The sequence below is a fragment of the Pseudomonas sp. NGC7 genome, from assembly GCF_047159675.1.
Classification (GTDB): Bacteria; Pseudomonadota; Gammaproteobacteria; order Pseudomonadales; family Pseudomonadaceae; genus Aquipseudomonas; species Aquipseudomonas kermanshahensis.
In genome coordinates this window covers 3,477,716-3,500,288 of the sequence record NZ_BAAFZY010000001.1, presented here as the reverse complement: position 1 = coordinate 3,500,288, position 22,573 = coordinate 3,477,716, and the positions used below count along the sequence as shown (strand labels likewise).

Below are 22,573 nucleotides of genomic sequence, written 5' to 3'. Positions count from 1 at the left end.
GTGACAAGTCCTTGTATCACAAAAATGTAGCGCGTCAATTGTGCGATGCCTGTATCGCTTTGTTGCCAGCCTTATTTGCAACCTGTTTTTACAGAAAAAGCCCTATTTATCTGACGATGAATCGTTAAATCACTTTTTTGAATAGCTCATCTCCCGCGCAGAAATCACCACAAAGAGATACGTTAAACGCTTTTTGATGTTGCTTTGGTGTATCGCATAATGCATATACTGTCCGCACCTGAACGTGGTGCAGCCCACGTCCCTGCAAACAATTCCAAGAAATGCCGGCCAATCGATGTGCCGTGCGAGCAGCCAGAGGAACCCGATATGCCTCGTTATCTCGATGCGCAAGCGCCGGAGCACGGCGTCCGGCTCATCACCCTGCAACGGCCAGAAGCGCTGAATGCCCTGTGCACTGCGTTGCTGGCCGAGCTGGCCAGTGAGCTGGATGCCGCCGAGCGTGATGATCAGACCCATGCCGTGGTGATTACCGGCAGCCGCAAGGCGTTCGCCGCCGGCGCCGACATTGGCGAGATGGCCGAACGCGACCTGGTCGGCATCCTCAATGACCCTCGCGTTGCGTGTTGGCAACGGATAGCCGCGTTTTCCAAGCCGCTGATCGCCGCCGTTAACGGCTACGCCCTGGGCGGCGGTTGCGAGCTGATGATGTGCGCCGACATCGTCATTGCGGGCAGCGACGCCCGTTTCGGCCAGCCGGAGATCAACCTCGGCATCATCCCCGGCGCTGGCGGCACCCAGCGCCTGCTGCGCGCGGTCGGCAAGCCGCTGGCCATGCACATGGTGTTGACCGGTGAAGCCATCAGCGCCCAGCACGCCTTGCAAGCCGGCCTGATCAGCGAAGTCACCCAGCCGGAACTGGCCGTGGAGCGGGCCGTGCAAGTGGCCCGCATTATCGCGGCCAAGGCGCCGCTGGCAGTGCGCCTGGCCAAGGAAGCCTTGCTCAAGGCCGGCGATACCGACCTTGCCAGTGGCCTGCGCTTCGAGCGCCACGCGTTCACCCTGCTCGCCGGCACTGCCGACCGCAATGAGGGTATTCGCGCCTTCCAGGAAAAACGCCAGGCCCGGTTCAAAGGCTGCTGAGCACCTCCCCATTCGACTGACCAAGCGAGTCTGCCATGACGTTCGAACACATCCTGTTTTCCATCGAGAACGGCGTTGCCCTCCTGTCGCTGAACCGCCCGGAGCAGCTGAACAGTTTCAACACGCCCATGCACCTGGAAGTGCGCGAAGCCTTGAAGCAAGTACGCCAGAGCAACGACGCACGGGTGTTGCTGTTGACTGGCGAAGGCCGCGGCTTCTGTGCAGGCCAGGACCTGTCTGATCGCAATGTCGCGCCAGGGGCCGACATGCCGGACCTGGGTGAGTCCATCGATAGGTTCTACAACCCACTGGTGCGCACCCTGCGCGATTTGCCGCTGCCGGTCATCTGCGCCGTCAACGGCGTGGCTGCGGGCGCCGGGGCCAATATTCCGCTGGCCTGTGACCTGGTACTGGCCGCCCGTTCGGCCAGCTTCATCCAGGCCTTCTGCAAGATCGGCCTGGTGCCGGATTCTGGCGGCACCTGGCTGCTGCCACGGCTCGTCGGCATGGCGCGGGCCAAGGCGTTGGCGATGCTGGGCGAACGCCTTACGGCCGAGCAGGCCCAGCAATGGGGGTTGATCCATCGCGTGGTCGACGATGCCGCGTTGCGCGACGAGGCCCTCACCCTCGCCCGCCACCTCGCCACGCAGCCCACTTACGGCCTGGCCCTGATCAAGCGCAGCCTGAATGCCAGTTTCGACAACGGGTTCGACCAGCAACTGGAGCTTGAGCGCGACCTGCAGCGCTTGGCTGGCCGCAGCGAAGACTACCGCGAAGGCGTAAGCGCTTTCATGAACAAGCGCACGCCTGCGTTCAAGGGGCGTTGAGCATGAGCGCACTCGACCGCAACACCCAAGTGGCCGTGATCGGTGCAGGCGCCATGGGCGCGGGTATCGCCCAAGTGGCCGCGCAAGCCGGCCACCCGGTCAAACTCTACGACAACCGCCCCGGCGCCGCCGCTCAGGCAGTGGCGGGCATCGATCGTCAGCTCGCCCGCTTGGTAGAAAAAGGCAAGCTGCCTGCGGGCGAGCGCGAAGCGATCGTCGCCCGTCTGTGTCCAGTCGACACCCTCGACACCCTGGCCGATGCCCGCCTGGTGATCGAAGCCATCGTTGAAAACCTGTCAGTGAAGCAGGCCTTGTTGCACGAGCTTGAAGCGCTGTGCGCAGACGACTGCATCCTGGCCAGCAACACCTCGTCACTCTCGATCACCAGCCTGGCCGCTGGCTTGAAGCGCCCACAGCAAGTGGTGGGCATGCATTTCTTCAACCCGGCACCGTTGATGGCCCTGGTCGAGGTCGTTTCGGGGTTGGCTACCGACCCTGCCGTGGCCGCCTGCCTTTATGACACCGCCAAAGCCTGGGGCAAACAGCCGGTGCATGCCCGCTCAACGCCGGGCTTTATTGTCAACCGTGTAGCCCGGCCGTTCTACGCCGAGAGCCTGCGCCTGTTGCAGGAAGGCGCAGCCGATTGCGCCAGCCTGGATGCGCTGTTGCGTGATGCCGGCGGCTTTCGCATGGGGGCCTTCGAGCTCACCGACCTGATCGGCCATGACGTCAACTATGCCGTCACCTGTTCGGTGTTCGAGGCGTTTTATGGCGATTTCCGCTTCCAGCCTTCGCTCGTGCAAAAGGAGTTGGTGGATGCCGGACGCCTTGGCCGCAAAACTGGCCAAGGTTTCTATAGCTACGCCGAAGGCGCCGAGCGCCCGCAACCTACAGCGCTGCAAAGCACGGCGCAGGTTGCGTCCTGCGTTATCGAGGGGCATCTGGGCGTCATGCAGCCGTTGGTCGAGCGTTTGCGCGACAGCGGCATCGCCGTGACCGAGCGCGCCGGCAGTGGCGTGATCCAGGTCGGCGATGCCACGTTGGCGCTTTCCGACGGCCGCCTGGCCACCCAGCGTGCCCGCGAAGAAGGCCTGCGCAACCTGGTGCTGGTCGATCTGGCCCTGGACTACAGCACGGCTTCCCGCATTGCGATCAGTTGGTCTGCCGACACCACCCGTGAGGCCCGCGACCAGGCAGTGGGCTTGTTAACCCGCGCCGGCTTGAAAGTGACCGCAGTCGCCGACCTGCCTGGCCTGGTCGTGCTGCGTACGGTGGCGATGCTGGCCAACGAAGCCGCCGATGCCGTGTTGCAAGGTGTTGGCTCGGCAGCCGATATCGACCTGGCCATGCGCGCCGGCGTGAACTACCCCTGCGGCCCCCTGGCCTGGGCCTCGCGCATCGGCATCAGCCAGACCTTGCGTGTACTCGACAACCTGCAGCGCAGCTACGGCGAAAGCCGCTATCGCCCTTCCCTGCTATTGCGCCGCTGCGAAGCCCAAGGAGGCAATCTGCATGACTGAAATCGAGCTGGCACAAGCGTGTGCCGATGCCATGTTTTCCCGCGATCACGCCACCCAAGGGCTCGGCATCAGCCTACTCGAAGCCGGCCCTGGCCAGGCGCGCCTGCGCATGCCGGTGCGCGCCGACATGATCCAGGGCCACGGCACTTGCCACGGTGGTTTCCTGTTCGCCCTGGCGGATTCAGCCTTCGCCTTCGCCTGCAACAGTTACGACCAGGCCACCGTGGCCCTGGGTTGCAGCATCGACTACCTGGCGCCGGCGCTGCGCGACGACGTGCTGACTGCCACGGCCAGCGAAGTCAGCCGCAAAGGCCGTACCGGCCTGTATGACGTTCGCATCGAGAACCAGCGCGGTGAGCTGGTGGCGATGTTCCATGGCAAATCCTACAAAGTACGCGGCACGGTGCTCGCGCAGGAGACACAAGATGACTGAACACACCCTGGCCGATGCGCTGATCATCGACGCCGTGCGCACGCCGATCGGCCGCTACGCCGGCGCCTTGAGCGGCGTGCGCCCCGACGACCTGGCCGCCATCCCGCTCAAGGCCCTGATCGCCCGCCACCCGGAGTTGGAGTGGGCGGCAGTGGACGACGTAATCCTCGGTTGCGCCAACCAGGCCGGTGAGGACAACCGCAACGTTGCCCGCATGGCCAGCCTGCTGGCGGGCCTGCCGATTGAGGTGCCGGGCACCACCCTCAACCGCTTGTGCGGCTCTGGCATGGATGCTATTGGCAACGCGGCCCGTGCCCTGCGCTGCGGTGAAGCCGGGCTGATGCTGGCCGGCGGCGTGGAGTCGATGTCGCGCGCGCCGTTCGTGATGGGCAAATCGGAGCAAGCCTTTGGGCGCGCCGCCGAACTGTTCGATACCACCATCGGCTGGCGCTTCGTCAACCCGTTGATGAAGGCCGAACATGGCACCGACTCGATGCCTGAGACGGCTGAGAACGTCGCTGCCCGTTTCGGTATCTCCCGTGAAGACCAGGACGCCTTCGCCCTGCGCAGCCAGCACAAGGCTGCCGCCGCCCAGGCCCGAGGCCGCCTGGCACAGGAAATCGTGCCGGTCGAGATCCCCCAGCGCAAAGGCCCGGCCAAGCGCGTCGAGCACGACGAACACCCGCGTGGCGACACCACGCTGGAGCAGTTGGCCAAGCTCGGCACGCCGTTTCGTGAGGGTGGCAGTGTCACCGCTGGCAATGCCTCTGGTGTCAACGACGGTGCCTGTGCACTGCTGCTGGCCAGCACCGCAGCGGCCCGGCGCCATGGCCTTAAAGCCCGCGGGCGCATTGTCGGCATGGCTGTGGCCGGGGTCGAGCCGCGCATCATGGGCATCGGCCCGGTGCCGGCTATCCGCAAGGTGCTCGAACTCACCGGGCTGTCGCTGGCCGACATGGATGTCATCGAGCTAAACGAGGCCTTCGCTGCCCAAGGGCTGGCGGTATTGCGCGAGCTTGGCCTGGCCGACGACGACAAGCGGGTCAACCCGAACGGCGGCGCCATTGCCCTGGGGCATCCGTTGGGCATGAGTGGCGCGCGCCTGGTCACCACCGCACTGCACGAACTGGAAGAAACTGCCGGACGCTACGCCCTGTGCACCATGTGCATCGGCGTTGGCCAAGGCATCGCCATGGTCATCGAGCGCCTCTGACCAACGGCTTGTGACCGAACACAACGCAGCCGGTTATGCTGCGCCCATGACACTCACCGCCCGGCTGCGAACCCGCGCCGGTCGGCGTACAAGAACAATTCGAGTGAAGCCATGAACATGTACCATGATGCCGATCGTGCCCTGCTTGACCCTATGGAAACCGCCAGCGTCGACGCCCTGCGCCAGCACCAGCTGGAGCGCCTGCGCTGGAGCCTGAAACACGCCTACGACAACGTGCCGCTGTACCGCAAACGCTTCGACGAATGCGGCGCGCACCCCGATGACCTCAAGTCGCTCGACGACCTGGCCAAATTCCCCTTCACCGGCAAGAACGACCTGCGCGACAACTACCCGTACGGCATGTTTGCCGTGCCCCAGGAAGAGGTCGTGCGCCTGCATGCCTCCAGCGGCACAACGGGCAAGCCGACCGTGGTCGGTTATACCCAGAACGACATCGACACCTGGGCCAATGTGGTCGCCCGCTCGATCCGCGCCGGCGGGGGGCGCAAAGGCGACAAAGTGCACGTTTCGTACGGTTATGGCCTGTTTACCGGCGGGCTCGGCGCGCATTACGGTGCCGAACGGCTGGGGTGCACGGTCATCCCCATGTCGGGTGGCCAGACCGAGAAGCAGGTGCAACTGATCCGCGACTTCCAGCCCGACATCATCATGGTCACGCCCTCTTACATGCTCAACCTGGCCGACGAGATCGAGCGCCAGGGCATCGACCCGCACGACCTCAAGCTGCGCCTGGGCATCTTCGGTGCCGAGCCCTGGACCGACGAACTGCGGCGCTCCATCGAGCAGCGCCTGGGTATCCAGGCCCTCGACATCTATGGCCTGTCGGAAATCATGGGGCCCGGGGTGGCGATGGAGTGCATCGAAACCAAAGACGGCCCGACCATCTGGGAAGACCACTTCTACCCCGAAATCATCGACCCGGTTACCGGCGAGGTGCTGCCGGACGGGCAATTGGGCGAGCTGGTATTTACGTCGCTAAGCAAGGAGGCGCTGCCGATGGTGCGGTACCGTACCCGCGACCTGACCCGCCTGCTGCCAGGCACCGCGCGGCCGATGCGGCGGATCGGCAAGATCACCGGGCGCAGTGACGACATGCTGATCATTCGTGGGGTCAACGTGTTCCCGACCCAGATTGAGGAGCAGGTGCTAAAAATAAAACAGCTTTCAGAGATGTATGAGATTCATTTGTATCGTAATGGCAACCTGGACAGTGTCGAGGTGCACGTGGAGCTGCGTGGCGAATGCCAGGCGATGGACGAGGGCCAGCGCAAGCTGCTGATCGGTGAACTGACCAAGCAGATCAAGACCTACATCGGTATCAGCACCCAGGTGCGACTGCAGCCCTGCGGCACGCTCAAGCGTTCTGAAGGCAAGGCGTGCCACGTGTTCGACAAACGGTTAGCCAGCTGACTTATCAGCTGCCTTTTTACGGCCCCGGCTCAGTCCGGGGCTTTTTTTTGCCTGCCCTTTCGCAGCGCAAGGATGCTCCTACAGGTGGTGAGCGCCCTTGTAGGAGCAGCCTTGTGCTGCGAAAGGTCCGCAAAGCGATACACAAATCTTATTCGATACATATAAAACTGTTTGACGTTATGTTTTGTATCGCTTACAAATGACTCATGCCTTAGCAGGAGTCGGAACATGTACGCACAGCTAGTCGAAACCGGCGTCAAACGCGTCAAGTCCCTGGACGAAATGTCGCCCGAAGAGCGCGACTTCCAGGAAAAGATCGACGCCGAGATCAAGATCGAAGCCAAAAACTGGATGCCCGAGGCCTACCGCCAAACGCTGATCCGGCAGATCTCCCAGCACGCCCACTCGGAAATCGTCGGCATGCTGCCTGAAGGCAACTGGGTCACCCGCGCCCCAAGCCTGAAACGCAAGCTGCAACTGATGGCCAAGATTCAGGACGAAGCCGGCCACGGCCTGTACCTGTACAGCGCCATGGAAACCCTCGGCGCCGACCGCGACGAAGAGATCGCCAAGCTGCACAGCGGCAAGGCCAAGTACTCGAGCATCTTCAACTACCCGACCCTGAGCTGGGCCGACATGGGCGCCGTAGGCTGGCTGGTCGATGGCGCTGCGATCGTCAACCAGGTGGTGCTGCAGCGCACCTCCTACGGCCCCTACTCCCGCGCCATGATCCGCATCTGCAAGGAAGAGAGCTTCCACCAGCGCCAGGGCTACGAGCTGCTGCTGACCATGATGCGCCACGGCACCCAGGCTCAGAAGGACATGGTCCAGGACGCCATCAACCGCCTGTGGTGGCCATCGTTGATGATGTTTGGCCCCAGTGACGAGCACTCCCCCAACAGCGCCCAGTCGATGGCCTGGAAGATCAAGCGCCAGACCAACGATGAGCTGCGCCAGCGCTTCATCGACCAGACCGTGCCACAGCTCGAACTGCTCGGCTGCACCGCGCCCGACCCGCACCTGAAGTGGAACGAAGCCCGCGGCCACTACGATTTCGGCGACATCCAGTGGGACGAGTTCTACGAAGTCATCAAGGGCAACGGCCCCTGCAACCTGGAACGTGTCGCCACCCGGCGCAAGGCCATCGAGGACGGCGCCTGGGTACGCGAGGCCGCCGTGGCCTATGCGCGCAAGCAACAGAACAAGAACGCCGCCTGAGCGGCGATTGATGCGGAGATCGAAAATGTCTGTCTGGACCCTCTACGAAGTGTTCGTGCGCAGCAAGCACGGCCTGAACCACAAGCATGTCGGCAGCGTGCATGCCGCCGACGCCGCCATGGCCATCGAGAATGCCCGTGAGCTGTACACCCGCCGCAGCGAAGGCGTGAGCCTGTGGGTGGTGCCATCGGCGCTGATTACCGCCTCCTCCCCTGACGAGAAAGACCCGCTGTTCGCCCCCTCGGACGACAAGGTCTACCGCCATGCCAGCTTTTACGAGCTGCCCGACGAAGTCGGACACATGTGAGGTTGGCCATGCATAAAGAAGCGCTTATCCCCTATTTGCTGCTCCTGGGCGACAGTGCCCTGGTGCAGGGCCAGCGGCTCTGTGAATGGTGCGGCCACGCACCGGCCATCGAGGAAGAACTGGCCTTGATGAACGTCGGCCTCGACCTGGTCGGCCAAGCCCGCAACTGGCTGGACTACGCCGCCGAGTTGCTCGACGACGGCCGTGACGCCGATGCCCTTGCCTACCGCCGTGACGAACGCGCCTACCGCAACCTGCTGCTGGTCGAACAACCCAATGGCGACTTCGCCGTGACCATGACCAAGCAGTTTTTATACGACGCCTGGCACTTCGCGGTGCTGCAGGGCCTGGCTGCGTCCCGCGATGAGCGTATCGCCGGCATTGCTGCCAAGGCACTCAAGGAGGTCACCTACCACCTGCGTCGCTCCGGTGAGTGGGTGCAACGCCTGGGCGGCGGCACCGACGAAAGCCGTCGGCGCATGCTAGACGCCATCCCAGCGCTGTGGCGCTTCACCGTTGAACTGACCGCGGGTAGCGACAGCGAAGTTCAGCTGGCCGAAGCCGGCATCGCTGCTGACCCGGCCGCCGTCGGCGCGGCCTGGCTCAAGCAGGTAAGCGCGACTTTCGACTCGGTCGAGCTGCCGCTGCCCAAAGCCGCCAGCTATTTCTACCTGGACGGTCGCAGAGGCCTGCATACCGAGCACCTGGGGCTGTTGCTGGCCGAAATGCAGTTCCTGCCACGGGCCTACCCCGATGCGACCTGGTGAGCTGATCGCCAGCGACCTCGGCGCCCGTGCCGCCCGAGGCGACGACCTGGCCCGGGCCTGGGCGGTGCTGGAGCAGGTCATGGACCCGGAAGTGCCGGTGGTGAGCGTGGTTGACCTGGGCATTGTCCGCGACCTGGGCTGGCGCGCCGGCCACCTGCACCTGGTCGTCACACCAACCTATTCCGGTTGCCCGGCGACCGAGGTGATCGAGGCCGATATCCGTGACGCGCTGCAACAGGCCGGTTTTGCTGCCCCCGCACTAGAGCGGCGCTTGACCCCGGCCTGGAGCACCGACTGGATCAGCGACCTGGGCCGCCAACGCTTGCGCGCCTATGGCATAGCGCCGCCCGAAGGCAGCACCAGCAAGCGCAGCCTGCTCGGTGAGGCGCCTCAAGTGTGCTGCCCGCAGTGTGGCAGCGCGCATACCGAACTGCTCAGCCAGTTCGGCTCCACGGCTTGCAAGGCGCTGTACCGCTGCCGCGAGTGCCTGGAGCCATTCGACTATTTCAAATGCATTTGAGCCGTGGAGAACACCATGAGCCAGTTTCACAGCCTGACCATCAAGCAAGTACGCAACGAGACCCGCGACGCCGTGTCCATCGTCTTTGACGTACCCGAGCACCTGCAGACGCAATTCCGCTTCACCCAGGGCCAGTACCTGGTCATGCGTACCCAGCTGGATGACGAAGAAGTGCGTCGTTCCTATTCGATCTGCAGCGCCGTGCAGGACGGCGAGCTGCGTGTGGCTGTCAAGCGCGTGCCAGGCGGGCGTTTTTCGGCCTTTGCCAATGAAGTGCTCAAGGCTGGCCAGCAACTGGAGGTGATGCCGCCGTCGGGCAGCTTCTTCGTGCCGCTCGACCCCGCCCGCGAAGGCCACTACCTGGGCGTTGCCGCCGGCAGCGGCATTACGCCGATCCTGTCGATCATCGCCACCACCCTGGCAACAGAACCGCACAGCCGTTTCACCCTGCTCTACGGCAACCGCTCAAGCTCCGGTGCGCTGTTCCGCGACAAGCTCGAAGACCTGAAAAACCGTTATCTGGACCGCCTGAACCTGATTTTCGTGTTCAGCCGCGAACAGCAGGACGTCGACCTGTACAACGGCCGGATCGATGCCGACAAATGCGGCCAGCTGTTCTCCCGTTGGCTGGACGTCGCCACGCTGGACGCTGCGTTCATTTGCGGCCCCCAGGCCATGACTGAAACCGTGCGTGACAGCCTGCAGGCCAACGGCATGGCCAAGGACAGGATCCACTTCGAACTGTTCGCCGCCGCGGGCAGCGAAGCGCGCCGCGAAGCCCGTGAAGCTGCGCGCCAGGTGGATTCGGCGCTCAGCCATATCACCGTGATCAGCGATGGCCGGGCGCTGAGCTTCGACCTGCCGCGCAACAGCCAGAACGTGCTGGACGCCGGCAACGCCATCGGCGCCGAACTGCCGTACTCGTGCAAGGCCGGCGTGTGCTCGACCTGCAAGTGCCGGGTGATCGAAGGCGAGGTCGAGATGGACAGCAACCATGCGCTGGAAGACTACGAAGTGGCGGCGGGGTATGTGCTGTCGTGCCAGACCTACCCGGTGAGCGACAAAGTGGTGCTCGACTTCGACCAGCTCTGATACCTGGCCCGCGTTGAGGCCCTAAGCACCACCGCAACACCTGTGTGACCTCAAAAACAACTACAACACCAAGAGATCGCTTGCCATGACCCCCGAACGCATAGAAAGCATCGCCAACCACCCCGACTTCCAGCACCTGGTCCGGCGCAAACGTCGCCTCAACGGCACCCTGACCCTGGCCATGCTGGTGATCTATTACGGCTTCGTCCTGTTGGTGGCGTTCTCCCCCAGCACCCTCGGCCAATCGCTCAGCGGTGGCGTGACCACCGTTGGCATGCTGGTGGGCGTGCTCATGGTGCTGCTGTCGTTCGCCCTCACCGGCATCTACGTGTACCGCGCCAACAACGTGCTCGACCCGCTGAACGACAAGGTCAAGCAGGAGTGCGCGCAATGAACTGGACTGCCATTTCGATGTTCATGGTGTTCGTCTGCTTCACCCTGCTGGTAACCCGCTGGGCCGCACTGCGGACCCGCTCGGCGAGTGACTTCTACACCGCTGGCGGCGGCCTGACCGGCATGCAGAACGGCTTGGCGATCGCCGGCGACATGATCAGCGCCGCGTCCTTCCTGGGCATCTCGGCCATGATGTTCATGAACGGCTACGACGGCTTGCTCTACGCCCTGGGCGTACTGGCCGGCTGGCCAATCATCCTGTTCCTGATCGCCGAACGCCTGCGCAACCTGGGCAAGTACACGTTTGCCGACGTCGTGTCCTACCGCCTGGCGCAAACCCCAGTCCGCTTGACCTCGGCATTCGGCACCTTGGTCGTCGCGCTGATGTACCTGGTGGCCCAGATGGTCGGGGCCGGCAAGCTGATCGAGCTGCTGTTCGGCATCAGCTACCTGTACGCGGTGATGCTGGTCGGGGTGTTGATGGTCGCCTACGTGACCTTCGGCGGCATGCTGGCAACCACTTGGGTGCAGATCATCAAGGCCGTGATGCTGCTGTCCGGCACCAGCTTCATGGCGTTCATGGTGCTCAAGCACTTTGGCTTCAGCACCGAAGCGATGTTTGCCAGCGCCGTGGCCGTGCATGCCAAGGGCCAGGCGATCATGGCGCCGGGTGGCTTGCTGTCGAACCCGATCGATGCGATTTCCCTGGGCCTGGGCATGATGTTCGGCACTGCCGGCCTGCCGCATATCCTGATGCGTTTCTTCACCGTCAGCGATGCCAAGGAAGCGCGCAAGAGTGTGTTCTACGCCACCGGTTTCATCGGCTACTTCTACTTGCTGCTGATCGTCATCGGCTTTGGCGCCATCGTCATGGTCGGCACCGAGCCGTCCTACCGCGATGCGGCAGGGGCGATCATCGGTGGCGGCAACATGGTCGCGGTGCACCTGGCCCAGGCGGTGGGTGGCAACCTGTTCCTGGGTTTCATCTCTGCCGTGGCCTTCGCCACCATTCTTGCGGTAGTGGCAGGCCTTGCGTTGTCCGGCGCTTCGGCGGTTTCCCACGACCTCTATGCCTGCGTGGTACGCAAAGGCCAGGCCACTGAACAGGAAGAAATGCGTGTCTCACGTATCGCCACCCTGGTGATCGGCTTGCTGGCAGTGGTGCTGGGGTTGGTGTTCGAGTCGCAGAACATCGCCTTCCTCTCAGGCCTGGTACTGGCCGTGGCTGCATCGGTCAACTTCCCGGTGCTGCTGCTCTCGATGTTCTGGAAGGGCCTGACCACCCGTGGTGCAGTGTGCGGCAGCATGGCCGGTTTGCTCTCGGCCGTGGTGCTGGTGGTACTGGGCCCGGCAGTGTGGGTCAACGTGCTGCACAACGAACAGGCGCTGTTCCCCTACAGCAACCCGGCGCTGTTCTCGATGAGCCTGGCGTTTTTCGGCGCCTGGGTGTTCTCGGTCACCGACACCTCCGCGCGTGCCAGCGAGGAGCGTGGTCGCTACCTGGCGCAGTTCATTCGCTCCATGACCGGTATCGGCGCTGCCGGCGCCAGCAAGCACTGACTTCGAGAACAACCATGTCGGGTACAACAACAATGAACCGCACTCGCTTCTCTTCTGCCGCTTGGCTTGCCACGCTCGCCCTGCCCTTGCCGGCTATGGCCGACTTCGTCAGCGACAGCCATGCACGCCTGGAACTGCGCAACCACTACATCAACCGCGATTTCCGCCAGAGCAATGCTCCGCAGGCCAAGGCCGAGGAATGGGGCCAAGGCTTTACCGCCCGCGTGGAGTCCGGTTTTACCGAAGGCCCGGTGGGCTTCGGCGTGGACGCCATGGGCCAGCTGGGTCTCAAGCTTGACTCCAGCCGCGACCGCCGCAACACCGGCTTGCTGCCCTTTGGCCCGAACAGCCACGAGCCTGTCGATGACTACAGCGAGCTGGGCTTGACCGGTAAAGCACGGGTTTCCAAGAGCACCCTGCGCCTGGGCACCCTGCAGCCGATCCTGCCGGTGGTGGTGTACAACGACACCCGTCTGTTGTCTTCCACGTTCCAGGGCGGCCTGCTGACCAGCCAGGAACTCAATGGCCTCACCGTCAACGCCGGGCGCCTCACCAAGGCCAACCTGCGCGATTCGTCCGGCCGCGACGACATGGGCTACGGCGCAGCCAGCAGCGACCACCTGGATTTCGGCGGCGGCAGCTACGCCATCACCCCGCAGACCAGTGTCAGCTATTACTACGCCAAGCTCGAAGACATCTACCGCCAGCAGTTCGTCGGCCTGGTCGATACCCGCCCACTGGGCGAAGGCCTGAGCCTGCGCAGCGACCTGCGCTATTTCGACAGCCGTAACGACGGCGCCGAACGCGCCGGCAACATCGACAACCGAAACTTCAACGCCATGTTCACCCTCGGCGTCAGGGCGCACAAGTTCACCGCCACCTGGCAACAGATGTCCGGCGACAGCGCCTTCCCCTTCGTCAACGGCGGCGACCCCTTCACGGTCAACCTGGTGACCTACAACACCTTCACCCGCGCCGGGCTCGATTCCTGGCAGGTGCGCTACGACTACGACTTCGTCGCCATGGGCATCCCGGGCCTGAGTTTCATGACCCGCTACACCGACGGCCGCCACGCCGAGACCGCCACGGTCAGCAACGGCCGTGAGCGCGAACGCGACACCGACCTCACCTACGTCATCCAGAGCGGCCCGTTCAAAGACGTCAGCCTGCGCTGGCGCAACGTCACCTTCCGTTCCGGCAATGGCCTGACCAATGCCGTGGACGAGAACCGCCTGATCATCGGCTACACCTTGGCGCTGTGGTAACAGCGCCCTTTCCCCATTAGAACAGCATGGAGAACAGCATGTCTGACGCCCCAACCCTGCAAAGCTTCATTGCCGGTCGCTGGATCGGCCAGCACGGCGCCCAGGCCCTGCGCAGCGCCTTGAACGGTCACGTTCTGGCCTACAGCCATGAAGAGCGCCCGGATTTCGCCGAAGCCGTGGACTTTGCCCGCGCCCGTGGCCTGGCCGCCCTCATGGCCATGGACTTCCAACAGCGCGCCGCCCGCCTCAAGGCCCTGGCCTTGTACCTGGCCGAGCGCAAAGAGCAGCTTTACGCCTTGTCCCACCACAGTGGCGCCACCCGCGCCGACAGCTGGATCGACATCGAAGGCGGTAACGCCACACTGTTCGCCTATGCCGGCATCGGCAGCCGCGAACTGCCCTCCGGCAACCTGGTGCACGAAGGCCCTGCAATACCGCTGGGCAAGCAAGGCCACTTTGCCGGCAGCCATATCCTGGTGCCGCGTGCTGGTGTCGCCGTGCACATCAATGCGTTCAACTTCCCGATCTGGGGCATGCTCGAGAAGTTTGCCCCGACCTTCCTGGCCGGCATGCCGTGCATCATCAAGCCCGCTACCTCGACCAGTTACCTGACTGAAGCCGTGGTGCGCCTGATGAACGCGTCGGGCCTGTTGCCCGACGGCAGCTTGCAGTTGGTGATCGGCAGCACCGGCGACCTGCTCGACCGCTTGCAGGGGCAAGATGTAGTGACCTTTACTGGCTCCGCCGATACCGCCGCCAAACTGCGCGTGACGCCGAACCTGATCCGCAACTCGGTACCGTTCACCGCCGAAGCGGATTCGCTGAACTGCGCGATTCTCGGCCCGGACGTGACCCCGGACAGCGAAGAGTTTGACCTGTACATCAAGGAGGTGGTCCGCGAAATGACCACCAAAGCCGGGCAAAAATGCACCGCCATCCGCCGCGCCATCGTCCCAGCCAAGCATATCGATGCCGTCGCTACCCGCCTGCGCGAGCGCCTGAGCAAGGTGGTGGTGGGCGACCCTTCAGTGGAAGGCGTGCGCATGGGCGCCCTGGCCTCGCATGATCAGCAGCGCGACGTTGGCGAGCGTGTACGCAGCCTGCTGCAGAGCTGCGACCAGCTGTTCGGCGCCAGTGACGGTTTCGCGCCGCGTGGTGAGGGTGTTGCCGAGGGCGCGTTCTTTGCGCCGACCCTGCTCCAGGCCCGCGACCCGCATGCTGAAGGCGGTGCGCACGATATCGAAGCGTTCGGGCCGGTCAGCACGCTGATGGCCTACGATGACCTTGACGAAGCCCTGGCCCTGGCTGCCCGCGGCAAGGGCAGCCTGGTGGCGACCCTGGTCACTGCCGACCGCGCCGTTGCCGCCAAAGCCATCCCCGTGGCGGCTGCCTGGCACGGCCGCCTGCTGGTGCTGGAACGCGAAGCCGCGCTGGAATCCACTGGGCATGGCTCGCCGCTGCCGCAACTCAAGCACGGCGGCCCCGGCCGCGCGGGTGGCGGTGAAGAGCTGGGCGGCCTGCGCGCAGTCAAGCACTACCTGCAGCGTGCGGCCGTACAAGGCTCACCGAGCATGCTCACGGCGGTAACGGGCGAGTACGTGCGCGGCGCAGAAGTGATCGAGAGCGAAGTGCACCCGTTCCGTCGCTACTTCCAGGACTTGCGTATCGGCGAGTCACTGTTAACCCACCGCCGTACGGTGACCGAGGCAGACCTGGTCAACTTCGGCTGCTTGTCGGGTGACCACTTCTACATGCACTTCGACGAGATTGCCGCCAAGGAATCGCAATTTGGCAAGCGTATCGCCCATGGCTACTTCGTGCTGTCGGCGGCGGCAGGCCTGTTTGTATCCCCTGGCGCCGGCCCGGTGCTGGCCAACTACGGCCTGGATACCCTGCGCTTCATCAACCCCGTAGGCATTGGCGATACGATCCAGGCGCGCCTGACCTGCAAGCGCAAGATCGACCAGGGCAAGGCCAGCCCGTTGGGGCAGCCGCAAGGCGTGGTGGCGTGGGACGTTGAGGTTACCAACCAGCTGGGTGAGCTGGTGGCCAGCTATGACATTCTGACATTGGTATTGAAGAAGGTTGAGTAGCCTACCTGCCAAACGATGGGCTGCCTCGCAGCCCATCGCTCATTCATTCATCAACCCACCACGGCTGGGTCTCCCACCGATTGATTGGGCTTGCTCCCGGAAATACGCCAGCTCACGGCGGTAATCCCATACCGTTCGGCCATTGGCCTGCTGACTTTCTTGATCTTTTCCCGCCCGAATTTCGGAATGATGCCGATGCCCGCATCACAGCTGGCCCAATGCCAGGCCTCGGCATTGTCCAACCGTTCCAGGCGGATGATGAAACTGCGCGGTTGGCCATGCAGTTGGTAATCGATGATGTACAGCTGTGGACCAGGCATCGCAGGGGGCCTCCTCTTCTCCATGGATGACCTTTTGATTGATCTGGGCAGTGCCAGAAAATTCAAAAAATTTGCCAACCTAAGTCAATTGCTAGGGCCGCCGTCCGCCGCCATGGCTGTTCTGGCCGCCCTTGCGGCCGGCTTCAGCGGCGCGTTCACGGTCATTGGCGAAGTTGCCACCCGACACCTTGCCGCCTTTGTGCCCGGCGCGGGAGGCTTTTTCCCGGTCGTTGGCGAAATTGCCCGAGTTGGTTTCCTTGGTGCCGCCGCGCTGGCTGGTACGTTCCTGATCACGCGCCATATGGTATCTCCTTGCGATGGAAAGGTTGCTGGGCCCTACCTTGATTCCGAGCCAGCAAACACGGGCAATGCTCAATCGAATTGCACACGGCTGACGGGTGGCGCCAAACGCCACCAGGCCAAATGCTTGCGTGGCGGCATTAGGCATGCACGCTCCACTGGGTGGAATCGGACTCGATCGGCAGTTCGTCGATGGCATGGATCAGCCCGCTCTCCAGTGCTTCCTCCGGCCCCAGTATCCGCGGGTAGGCCATCAGGTAACGGGGCACGTCCAGCGCTTGGGCACTGCCTTCGGTTCGCTCTGCCACGATTTGAGCGTACAGCCGTAGGTCGTAATCCAGGCTCATGGCGTATTCGGCCATCCTGGCGTGGTCGACCGACCCGTGCAGCGTCCAATGGAAGGGGTGAAACAGGAACTTGCTGAACGCGCAGGCGGTGCGATGCTCGCCCGCCAGAAACAGGATGTTGCCCATCGATTCCACCGTCCCCAGGTTGTGGGTATGCAGCGGAATCGGCAGCGCCCGCAGGAAGTTGTACAAGGTAAACCCGTAGCTGCACTCCCCGCCCATGGTCGCGATGTTCAGTTGCAGCAGCTGTGCGCCCTGCTGCATGGCGCGCGAACAGGTGTTGATCAGGTTGCCGCAAGTGGATGAGTTGATCGGCCCGGTGAAATGGATGATGTGTCTGGCCATGTTTGCCTCCAGGGTTGGCGGTTCATGCCGGTGAATGGCCAATCCGTCATGGGGTGTAGTCGTCTTTTGCACCCGCTATGCGGTGGAGACGCCAACCGCGGCAAAGTTCAACTCTGCGTGCATTCCCCGTTGGTCAACCGTGCTGAACCTCACAGCCGCGCATCAGTCGCACTTTCAGAGCGACCTCTCAAAAAGCTGGCAATGAGGAAGGCAGCGTGAGCGAGATCCGTATTGGTATATCAGGTTGGCGCTATGGCCCTTGGCGCAAGGATTTCTACCCCAAAGGGCTGCGCCAGGACAGTGAACTCGCGTTCGCCTCGCGGGCAGTCAACAGCATCGAGATCAATGGCTCGTTCTACAGCCTGCAGACGCCTGAACGGTATCTGGGGTGGCGTGAGGAGACGCCGGACGGCTTTGTATTCTCGGTAAAGGCACCGCGCTACATCACCCATGTACGGCGGCTCAAGGACATCGAAGCGCCGGTGGCCAATTTCTTTGCTTCCGGGCCTTTGTTACTGGGCGACAAGCTGGGTCCGTTTCTGTGGCAGTTCCCACCCAACATGAAGTTCGACGAAGCACGCTTTGCACAGTTTCTGGCGCTGCTGCCGCGTAACCGAAAAGCGGCGCGCGAATGCGCACAAGGGTGTGACGAGCGGCTCAAGGGCAATGGCGGCACCGACATCAAAGGCAACGCACGCTTGCGCCACGCCGTAGAAATCCGCCACGAGAGCTTTCTGTGCGAAGCCTTCGTGAAGCTGTTGCGCAAACACCGCGTGGCATTGGTCGTGGCTGACAGTGCAGGGAAATGGCCCTATGTCGAAGATGTCACGGCCGATTTCGTCTACATGCGCCTGCACGGTGATGTGGAGCTCTACAGCAGTGGCTACACAGCGCAGGCCTTGCGCCGTTGGAAGCAGCGCATCCTGCGCTGGAGCCAAGGCAGCCAGGCAGACGACGCACACACCGTGCTACCGGGGGCACCGCCCAAGCGGGCCACGCGTGATATCTACTGCTACTTCGACAACGACCAGAAGGTCCACGCGCCCTACGATGCCCGGCGCCTTTTGGAGAAGTTGAAGCTGGACTATGACCTGCTCACCGAACCCGGTGTCGAGCCGGAGGTTGAGCTATGAACAAGACCTTGCCCACCCCGCGTTGCATCATCGACAACGTCACCACGGTGCAAACGCTGACCGTGCTGACCCTCAACGTGCACAAGGGTTTCACCCCTTTCAACCGGCGTTTCATCCTGCCTGAGCTGCGCGAGGCCGTGCGCGCCACGGGCGCCGACCTGGTGTTTCTGCAGGAAGTGCACGGCAGCCACCAGCAGCATGCCGAGCGCCACGCAGCCTGGCCGGAAACGCCGCAGTACGAGTTTCTGGCCGACAGCATGTGGCCGCAGTTCGCCTATGGTCGTAACGCTGTGTACCCCCATGGCGACCACGGCAATGCCTTGCTGTCGAAATTCCCCATCAGCCAGTTCGACAACCGGGATGTATCCATCGACGGCAATGAGCAGCGTGGCCTGCTCCATTGCCGCCTGGAGGTGCCTGGGCACAAAGAGGTGCATGCAGTGTGCGTGCACCTGGGCCTGCGGGAATCACACCGCCAGCGCCAGGTGCGCCTGTTGCTGGAGCTGCTCGACAGCTTGCCGCCCGATGCGCCGGTGATCATTGCCGGCGATTTCAATGACTGGCGCCTAAAAGCGGATGTGGCGCTGTCCGAACACTTGGTTGAAGCCTTTGGCGAGCGTTTCGGCACCCCGGCGCGCAGTTTTCCAGCGCGCTTGCCGCTGCTGCGGCTTGACCGCATCTACCTGCGCAATGCCATGCCGAGCAAGGCGCAGGTGCTGTCGAAGTACCCATGGTCGCACCTTTCCGACCATGCCCCCCTCACTGCGGAGATCAGCCTATGAACCGACCTTGGCTAGAGGGCAACAGCGTGCAGCTGTTGATCAACGGCGAAGAGTATTACCCGCGCGTGTTTGAAGCGATGGCCCAGGCGCGGGAGGAAATCCTGCTGGAGACGTTCATTATCTTCGATGACAAGGTCGGCCAGCAGTTGCAGCAGGTGTTGATAGACGCCGCGCAGCGCGGCGTGCGCGTCGAAGTGGCGGTCGATGGTTACGGCACTGCCGACCTGCCCGACACGTTCATCTCGGCCATGACCGAAGCCGGCGTCAACTTTCATGCCTTCGACCCACAGCCCAGGCTGGTGGGCATGCGCACCAACCTGTTCCGCCGCCTGCACCGCAAGATCGTGGTCATCGATGGGCAGCGCGCGTTCATCGGTGGTATCAACTACAGTGCCGATCACCTGGGCGACTACGGCCCCATGGCCAAGCAGGACTATGCCGTGGAGGTTACCGGCCCGGTGGTCGCGCAGGTGCATGCCACCAGCCGTCGCCTGATGTCCCCCGTGCTGCAGCCACCCAGTGAGGTGCGGCCTGTCACCGAGCCCACCGGAGCTATCACTGCCCTGCTGGTCGAGCGCGACAATGGCCAGCGCAGAACGGCTATCGAAGCCCAGTACCTGCAAGCCTTCCGCGCTGCCCGGCAGCGTATCGTGGTGGCCAATGCCTATTTCTTTCCGGGTTACCGGTTGCTGCGGGAGCTGCGCAACGCGGCGCGGCGTGGGGTGGATGTGACCTTGATATTGCAAGGCCAGCCAGACATGCGCTGGGTGCGGGCCTTGTCGCGGCTGTTGTACAACTATCTTCTGCGCGATGGCGTGCACATTCACGAGTACTGCAGCCGGCCTTTGCATGGCAAGGTCGCGCTGGTCGATGACCAGTGGGCCACTGTCGGCTCGAGCAATCTCGACCCCTTGAGCCTGTCGTTGAACCTTGAAGCCAACCTGTTCATCCGCGATCACGGCTTCAACCAACAATTGCATCAGCACCTGCAGTCGCTGGCCAGCGAAGAGTGCAAGGCCGTCACCTTGGAGCGGATGGTTCGCGGTTACTGGTGGCGTGCGCCGCTGATTTTCCTGTGCTTCCACGCCATACGTCACTTTCCGCGCATTGCCGGCTGGTTCCCGGCGCACCGCCAGCGCCTGCGCTCGGTGCAGCCGGAGGTAGAAGCCCACGGCGATATGCATGAGGGCCAGACGTGATGGCGGGTAAACGTTGGCAAATCTGGGCCAAGCGCCTGTTCACCTTGCTCTTCCTTTTGTTGATTCCAGCCTTGCTGTTCATGCTGGCGCGCAACCTGGACTGGGACGAGGTGCGCCAGTCGCTGCTGGCCTACAAGCCTGGCACTCTGGCGATCGGGTTGGCGGTTGCGCTGTTCAGCTACCTGACGTTTGCCAGCTACGACCTGCTGGCGCGTGCCTATACAGGCCACAACCTGCCTGCCAGGCAGGTGTTGCCTGTGGCATTCGTCTGTTATGCCTTCAACCTCAACTTCACCACCTGGGTGGGCGGCGTCGCGTTGCGTTATCGGCTGTACGGCCGGCTAGGTCTGGATACCGCGACGATCACCCGCATCCTGACCCTTGGCTTACTCACCAACTGGATGGGCTACATGTTGTTGGCGGGTACGGTATTCGCCCTGCGCCTGGTGGACCTGCCGGACAGTTGGGCAGTCGGGGCAACGGGGTTGCAACTGATCGGGTTTGGCTTGCTGGCAATCGCCATCGGCTACTTGCTGGCCTGCGGCTTTGCGAAAAAGCGCACCTGGCAATGGCGTGATCACGAAGTCACCTTGCCTGGCTGGCGTCTGGCGCTGGCCCAGGTTGCCCTTGGCGCCAGCAACTGGGCGTTGATGGCCTTGCTGATCTTCTGGTTGCTGCCTGGCGAAGCCTTCTACCCGTCGATCCTCGGGATACTGCTGATCAGTTGCGTGGCCGGCGTCGTTGCGCACATCCCGGCCGGGCTTGGCGTGCTTGAGACGGTGTTTCTGGCGTTGCTGCATGGCCAGATGCAACAGGGTACGCTGGTAGCAGCATTGCTGGGGTATCGCACGCTGTATTACCTGCTTCCGCTGCTGTTGGCAGTGATCACGTACCTGATTCTGGAGAAACGCGCCAAGGCCATGCGCCAGCGTGATAATCCGGCCTAAGCCTCTACAAGGGCCTCGGCCCGGGAAATTGGGGCTGCTGCGCAGCCCATCGCAGCGGTTCGGCGCCCCGACAAGCCAGCTCCTACACGGAATCTCGTTCTCCTGTAGGAGCTGGCTTGCCGGCGATGGGCCGCGCAGCGGCCCCGATCAATTAGGACTTATCCTCCTCATCAACCACATCATCGGTCCACGACTCACCGTCCAATGGAGCCGAACGCGCCAGTTCAGCCTCATCCAGCCCAAAACCACCGCCAATCTCATTAGCATTGACCTGCCGCAACGACTGGTCTGCCGGCCCTTCGCCGTCACCCTCTTCAAACGGGTCGCGAGCACCGGTCTCGTCCAGCAAGGTATCCGGGCTCATGTCGTCATAGGTGACGTTGTCTTCGTGCAGGCTGTCGCTCAACGCTTCGCCGCCGGTCATGCCGCTTTCGGCGACGCGCTGTGGTGGAAACTCATGCTCGACTTCACGGGCAGGTCGTTCGTCGCCCACCCGCCCTTCGCGTTCGTCGTGACGGTCACTGAAGTCCAGCTCATGGACACTGCCCATGCGGTCTTCGGTGTCGTCGATTTCGGTAGGTGTGTAAGGCTTGGGTTCATCGGGGCGAGACATGTGCGTACTCCGTCAGTGGGCTATACACGGTCGACTGCGCCCACCACGGGAAAATTCAGAGTTTTTACGCCGGGGGCTGGGCCGCTTGTTGCGCACGGTGCAGTTCGTTGGTCAGGTGCAGCCGCATCGCTGCCCGGGCGGCATCGGCGTCCTGGTGCGCGAGTGCAGCATGAATCTGCTCGCGCTCACGCACCTGTTGTGCGCGTTGCTGTTGGGTAACGTTGCTCTGCGGGCCACGCATCAGGGTATCGGCCAGGTGGCGCATGGCATCGATAAAGAAGCTGTTGCCGGTGCACAGGGCAATTTGCAGGTGAAACTCGAATACGATGCGCGTGCTGTCCTGGTGCAACGGCCCCACAGCATTGGCTTCGCCCAGGGCGTCGGCAATGGCCTGCAACTGGCTTGACGTAGCACGCTGCGCAGCAAGCGCAGCGCACTCCACCTCCAGGCTCAAGCGCAATTCGATGAGCGCCACCGCATCGAGGGCGCTGCCCTTCTCGTGCTGGCTGTCCTGAAAGTCGCCTAGCCGGGTGGTGTCGACCACGAACGTGCCGATGCCTCGGCGGGTCTCGACCAGGCCCTCTGCCTGCAGCCGCGACATCGCTTCGCGAACCACGGTACGGCTGACCTTGCGCGCCTCGGTAAAGGCTTGCTCGGTCGGCAACTTGGTGCCCGCCGGTAGCTCGCCGGCCAGTATGCTACGCGACAGTTCAAGCACCAGTTGCTGGGCCAGGCTGACACGTCGTTCAGGGTTGACACGCTCCATCAGAGGATCCATTCAAAAACCAGACGATGAACGATTGTAACCGCAGTTTTACGTCAAAACGCACTATAATGCCCGCTGATC

At 63.1% G+C, this 22,573-nt stretch carries 22 protein-coding genes and 2 pseudogenes; 19 read left to right on the top strand and 5 right to left on the bottom strand.

The annotated features are described in order from the left end of the window. Positions 1-327 precede the first annotated feature (327 nt). The 15 genes and pseudogenes from paaF (at position 328) to paaZ (ending at position 15,740) form a co-directional block, all read left to right on the top strand. Entirely contained in the window at positions 328-1,101 is a 774-nt protein-coding gene (paaF, locus tag ACMCNM_RS15690) for a 2,3-dehydroadipyl-CoA hydratase PaaF (RefSeq protein ID WP_412764840.1), read from the top strand. A 35-nt stretch (positions 1,102-1,136) separates the two neighbouring features. Beyond that, entirely contained in the window at positions 1,137-1,928 is a 792-nt protein-coding gene (gene paaG / locus ACMCNM_RS15685) for a 2-(1,2-epoxy-1,2-dihydrophenyl)acetyl-CoA isomerase PaaG (protein ID WP_412764839.1), read from the top strand. Between the two features lie 2 nt (positions 1,929-1,930). Then, positions 1,931-3,448 (top strand): 3-hydroxyacyl-CoA dehydrogenase PaaH, encoded by a 1,518-nt coding sequence (paaH, locus tag ACMCNM_RS15680; protein WP_412764838.1) that lies wholly within the window; start codon positions 1,931-1,933, stop codon positions 3,446-3,448. Further along, a complete protein-coding gene (paaI, locus tag ACMCNM_RS15675) occupies positions 3,441-3,881 on the top strand; it encodes a hydroxyphenylacetyl-CoA thioesterase PaaI (protein ID WP_027593247.1) in 441 nt (146 codons plus the stop codon). The genes paaH and paaI overlap by 8 nt, the downstream gene beginning before the upstream one ends. Then, positions 3,874-5,094 carry a 3-oxoadipyl-CoA thiolase gene (pcaF, locus tag ACMCNM_RS15670; protein WP_412764837.1) on the top strand — a complete coding sequence of 407 codons (1,221 nt, stop codon included), beginning with the start codon at positions 3,874-3,876 and terminating at the stop codon, positions 5,092-5,094. Before paaI ends, pcaF begins: the two co-directional genes overlap by 8 nt. A gap of 111 nt (positions 5,095-5,205) precedes the next feature. Next, entirely contained in the window at positions 5,206-6,525 is a 1,320-nt protein-coding gene (gene paaK / locus ACMCNM_RS15665; RefSeq protein WP_027593245.1) for a phenylacetate--CoA ligase PaaK, read from the top strand. A 228-nt stretch (positions 6,526-6,753) separates the two neighbouring features. Further along, a complete protein-coding gene (paaA, locus tag ACMCNM_RS15660; protein WP_099429341.1) occupies positions 6,754-7,743 on the top strand; it encodes a 1,2-phenylacetyl-CoA epoxidase subunit PaaA in 990 nt (329 codons plus the stop codon). Between the two features lie 25 nt (positions 7,744-7,768). Beyond that, the gene (gene paaB / locus ACMCNM_RS15655) at positions 7,769-8,050 is read left to right on the top strand and encodes a 1,2-phenylacetyl-CoA epoxidase subunit PaaB (RefSeq protein ID WP_004374528.1); all 282 of its coding nucleotides are present in this window, start codon (positions 7,769-7,771) and stop codon (positions 8,048-8,050) included. 8 nt (positions 8,051-8,058) lie between these two features. After that, positions 8,059-8,817: a 1,2-phenylacetyl-CoA epoxidase subunit PaaC gene (gene paaC, locus ACMCNM_RS15650; protein WP_412764836.1), complete on the top strand. Its 759-nt coding sequence runs from the start codon at positions 8,059-8,061 to the stop codon at positions 8,815-8,817. Next, the gene (gene paaD, locus ACMCNM_RS15645; RefSeq protein WP_186681526.1) at positions 8,804-9,337 is read left to right on the top strand and encodes a 1,2-phenylacetyl-CoA epoxidase subunit PaaD; all 534 of its coding nucleotides are present in this window, start codon (positions 8,804-8,806) and stop codon (positions 9,335-9,337) included. The genes paaC and paaD overlap by 14 nt, the downstream gene beginning before the upstream one ends. 15 nt (positions 9,338-9,352) lie before the next feature. Continuing rightward, entirely contained in the window at positions 9,353-10,429 is a 1,077-nt protein-coding gene (paaE, locus tag ACMCNM_RS15640; protein ID WP_027593241.1) for a 1,2-phenylacetyl-CoA epoxidase subunit PaaE, read from the top strand. A gap of 85 nt (positions 10,430-10,514) precedes the next feature. Then, positions 10,515-10,823, top strand: coding sequence for a DUF485 domain-containing protein (locus ACMCNM_RS15635; protein WP_412764835.1), 309 nt, complete (start codon positions 10,515-10,517; stop codon positions 10,821-10,823). Beyond that, a pseudogene (locus ACMCNM_RS15630) lies at positions 10,814-12,382 on the top strand (cation acetate symporter); the annotation flags it as partial. The gene ACMCNM_RS15635 and the pseudogene ACMCNM_RS15630, both read left to right, overlap by 10 nt. 32 nt (positions 12,383-12,414) lie before the next feature. Next, entirely contained in the window at positions 12,415-13,647 is a 1,233-nt protein-coding gene (locus ACMCNM_RS15625) for an OprD family porin (RefSeq protein ID WP_186681532.1), read from the top strand. A gap of 38 nt (positions 13,648-13,685) precedes the next feature. Then, on the top strand, positions 13,686-15,740 hold the full coding sequence (paaZ, locus tag ACMCNM_RS15620) for a phenylacetic acid degradation bifunctional protein PaaZ (protein WP_412764834.1): 2,055 nt from the start codon (positions 13,686-13,688) through the stop codon (positions 15,738-15,740). Between the two features lie 50 nt (positions 15,741-15,790). On the opposite strand, the gene ACMCNM_RS15615 is transcribed toward paaZ, so the two are convergent. The 3 genes and pseudogenes from ACMCNM_RS15615 to ACMCNM_RS15605 all read right to left on the bottom strand — a co-directional run bounded on the left by ACMCNM_RS15615 (position 15,791) and on the right by ACMCNM_RS15605 (position 17,052). Beyond that, a complete protein-coding gene (locus ACMCNM_RS15615) occupies positions 15,791-16,060 on the bottom strand; it encodes a DUF6555 family protein (RefSeq protein WP_027593236.1) in 270 nt (89 codons plus the stop codon). 91 nt (positions 16,061-16,151) lie between these two features. Next, positions 16,152-16,307: pseudogene (locus ACMCNM_RS15610) on the bottom strand (general stress protein); the annotation flags it as partial. Positions 16,308-16,500: 193 nt separating this feature from the next. Continuing rightward, on the bottom strand, positions 16,501-17,052 hold the full coding sequence (locus tag ACMCNM_RS15605) for an ATP-dependent Clp protease proteolytic subunit (protein WP_412764833.1): 552 nt from the start codon (positions 17,050-17,052) through the stop codon (positions 16,501-16,503). A gap of 215 nt (positions 17,053-17,267) precedes the next feature. Between ACMCNM_RS15605 and ACMCNM_RS15600 the strand changes: the two genes are divergently transcribed. From ACMCNM_RS15600 to ACMCNM_RS15585, 4 genes are read left to right on the top strand one after another with little or no spacing between them, the layout of a single operon-like run. Next, positions 17,268-18,185, top strand: coding sequence for a DUF72 domain-containing protein (locus tag ACMCNM_RS15600; protein WP_412764832.1), 918 nt, complete (start codon positions 17,268-17,270; stop codon positions 18,183-18,185). After that, entirely contained in the window at positions 18,182-18,967 is a 786-nt protein-coding gene (locus tag ACMCNM_RS15595) for an endonuclease/exonuclease/phosphatase family protein (RefSeq protein WP_186681540.1), read from the top strand. Before ACMCNM_RS15600 ends, ACMCNM_RS15595 begins: the two co-directional genes overlap by 4 nt. Then, positions 18,964-20,166, top strand: coding sequence for a cardiolipin synthase ClsB (gene clsB / locus ACMCNM_RS15590; RefSeq protein ID WP_186681542.1), 1,203 nt, complete (start codon positions 18,964-18,966; stop codon positions 20,164-20,166). The genes ACMCNM_RS15595 and clsB overlap by 4 nt, the downstream gene beginning before the upstream one ends. Continuing rightward, on the top strand, positions 20,166-21,113 hold the full coding sequence (locus ACMCNM_RS15585; protein ID WP_412764831.1) for a lysylphosphatidylglycerol synthase domain-containing protein: 948 nt from the start codon (positions 20,166-20,168) through the stop codon (positions 21,111-21,113). Before clsB ends, ACMCNM_RS15585 begins: the two co-directional genes overlap by 1 nt. Before the next feature lie 151 nt (positions 21,114-21,264). Here ACMCNM_RS15585 and ACMCNM_RS15580 read toward each other — a convergent pair whose 3' ends face one another. Both ACMCNM_RS15580 and ACMCNM_RS15575 read right to left on the bottom strand, forming a co-directional pair. Beyond that, the gene (locus ACMCNM_RS15580) at positions 21,265-21,726 is read right to left on the bottom strand and encodes a phosphotransferase system, HPr-related protein (protein WP_412764830.1); all 462 of its coding nucleotides are present in this window, start codon (positions 21,724-21,726) and stop codon (positions 21,265-21,267) included. A gap of 64 nt (positions 21,727-21,790) precedes the next feature. Continuing rightward, on the bottom strand, positions 21,791-22,492 hold the full coding sequence (locus tag ACMCNM_RS15575) for a FadR/GntR family transcriptional regulator (RefSeq protein ID WP_412764829.1): 702 nt from the start codon (positions 22,490-22,492) through the stop codon (positions 21,791-21,793). Positions 22,493-22,573: the final 81 nt, after the last annotated feature.

Coding starts and splice junctions, on each gene's coding strand:
- ACMCNM_RS15605 (WP_412764833.1), bottom strand. CDS start 17,052: ATGGCCAGACACATCATCCATTTCACCGGGCCGATCAACTCATCCACT.
- paaC (WP_412764836.1), top strand. CDS start 8,059: ATGCATAAAGAAGCGCTTATCCCCTATTTGCTGCTCCTGGGCGACAGT.
- paaH (WP_412764838.1), top strand. CDS start 1,931: ATGAGCGCACTCGACCGCAACACCCAAGTGGCCGTGATCGGTGCAGGC.
- paaG (WP_412764839.1), top strand. CDS start 1,137: ATGACGTTCGAACACATCCTGTTTTCCATCGAGAACGGCGTTGCCCTC.
- paaB (WP_004374528.1), top strand. CDS start 7,769: ATGTCTGTCTGGACCCTCTACGAAGTGTTCGTGCGCAGCAAGCACGGC.
- paaD (WP_186681526.1), top strand. CDS start 8,804: ATGCGACCTGGTGAGCTGATCGCCAGCGACCTCGGCGCCCGTGCCGCC.
- ACMCNM_RS15585 (WP_412764831.1), top strand. CDS start 20,166: ATGGCGGGTAAACGTTGGCAAATCTGGGCCAAGCGCCTGTTCACCTTG.
- ACMCNM_RS15615 (WP_027593236.1), bottom strand. CDS start 16,060: ATGCCTGGTCCACAGCTGTACATCATCGATTACCAACTGCATGGCCAA.
- ACMCNM_RS15580 (WP_412764830.1), bottom strand. CDS start 21,726: ATGTCTCGCCCCGATGAACCCAAGCCTTACACACCTACCGAAATCGAC.
- ACMCNM_RS15595 (WP_186681540.1), top strand. CDS start 18,182: ATGAACAAGACCTTGCCCACCCCGCGTTGCATCATCGACAACGTCACC.
- paaI (WP_027593247.1), top strand. CDS start 3,441: ATGACTGAAATCGAGCTGGCACAAGCGTGTGCCGATGCCATGTTTTCC.
- paaK (WP_027593245.1), top strand. CDS start 5,206: ATGAACATGTACCATGATGCCGATCGTGCCCTGCTTGACCCTATGGAA.
- paaZ (WP_412764834.1), top strand. CDS start 13,686: ATGTCTGACGCCCCAACCCTGCAAAGCTTCATTGCCGGTCGCTGGATC.
- paaA (WP_099429341.1), top strand. CDS start 6,754: ATGTACGCACAGCTAGTCGAAACCGGCGTCAAACGCGTCAAGTCCCTG.
- clsB (WP_186681542.1), top strand. CDS start 18,964: ATGAACCGACCTTGGCTAGAGGGCAACAGCGTGCAGCTGTTGATCAAC.
- paaF (WP_412764840.1), top strand. CDS start 328: ATGCCTCGTTATCTCGATGCGCAAGCGCCGGAGCACGGCGTCCGGCTC.
- ACMCNM_RS15625 (WP_186681532.1), top strand. CDS start 12,415: ATGAACCGCACTCGCTTCTCTTCTGCCGCTTGGCTTGCCACGCTCGCC.
- ACMCNM_RS15635 (WP_412764835.1), top strand. CDS start 10,515: ATGACCCCCGAACGCATAGAAAGCATCGCCAACCACCCCGACTTCCAG.
- ACMCNM_RS15575 (WP_412764829.1), bottom strand. CDS start 22,492: ATGGAGCGTGTCAACCCTGAACGACGTGTCAGCCTGGCCCAGCAACTG.
- paaE (WP_027593241.1), top strand. CDS start 9,353: ATGAGCCAGTTTCACAGCCTGACCATCAAGCAAGTACGCAACGAGACC.
- pcaF (WP_412764837.1), top strand. CDS start 3,874: ATGACTGAACACACCCTGGCCGATGCGCTGATCATCGACGCCGTGCGC.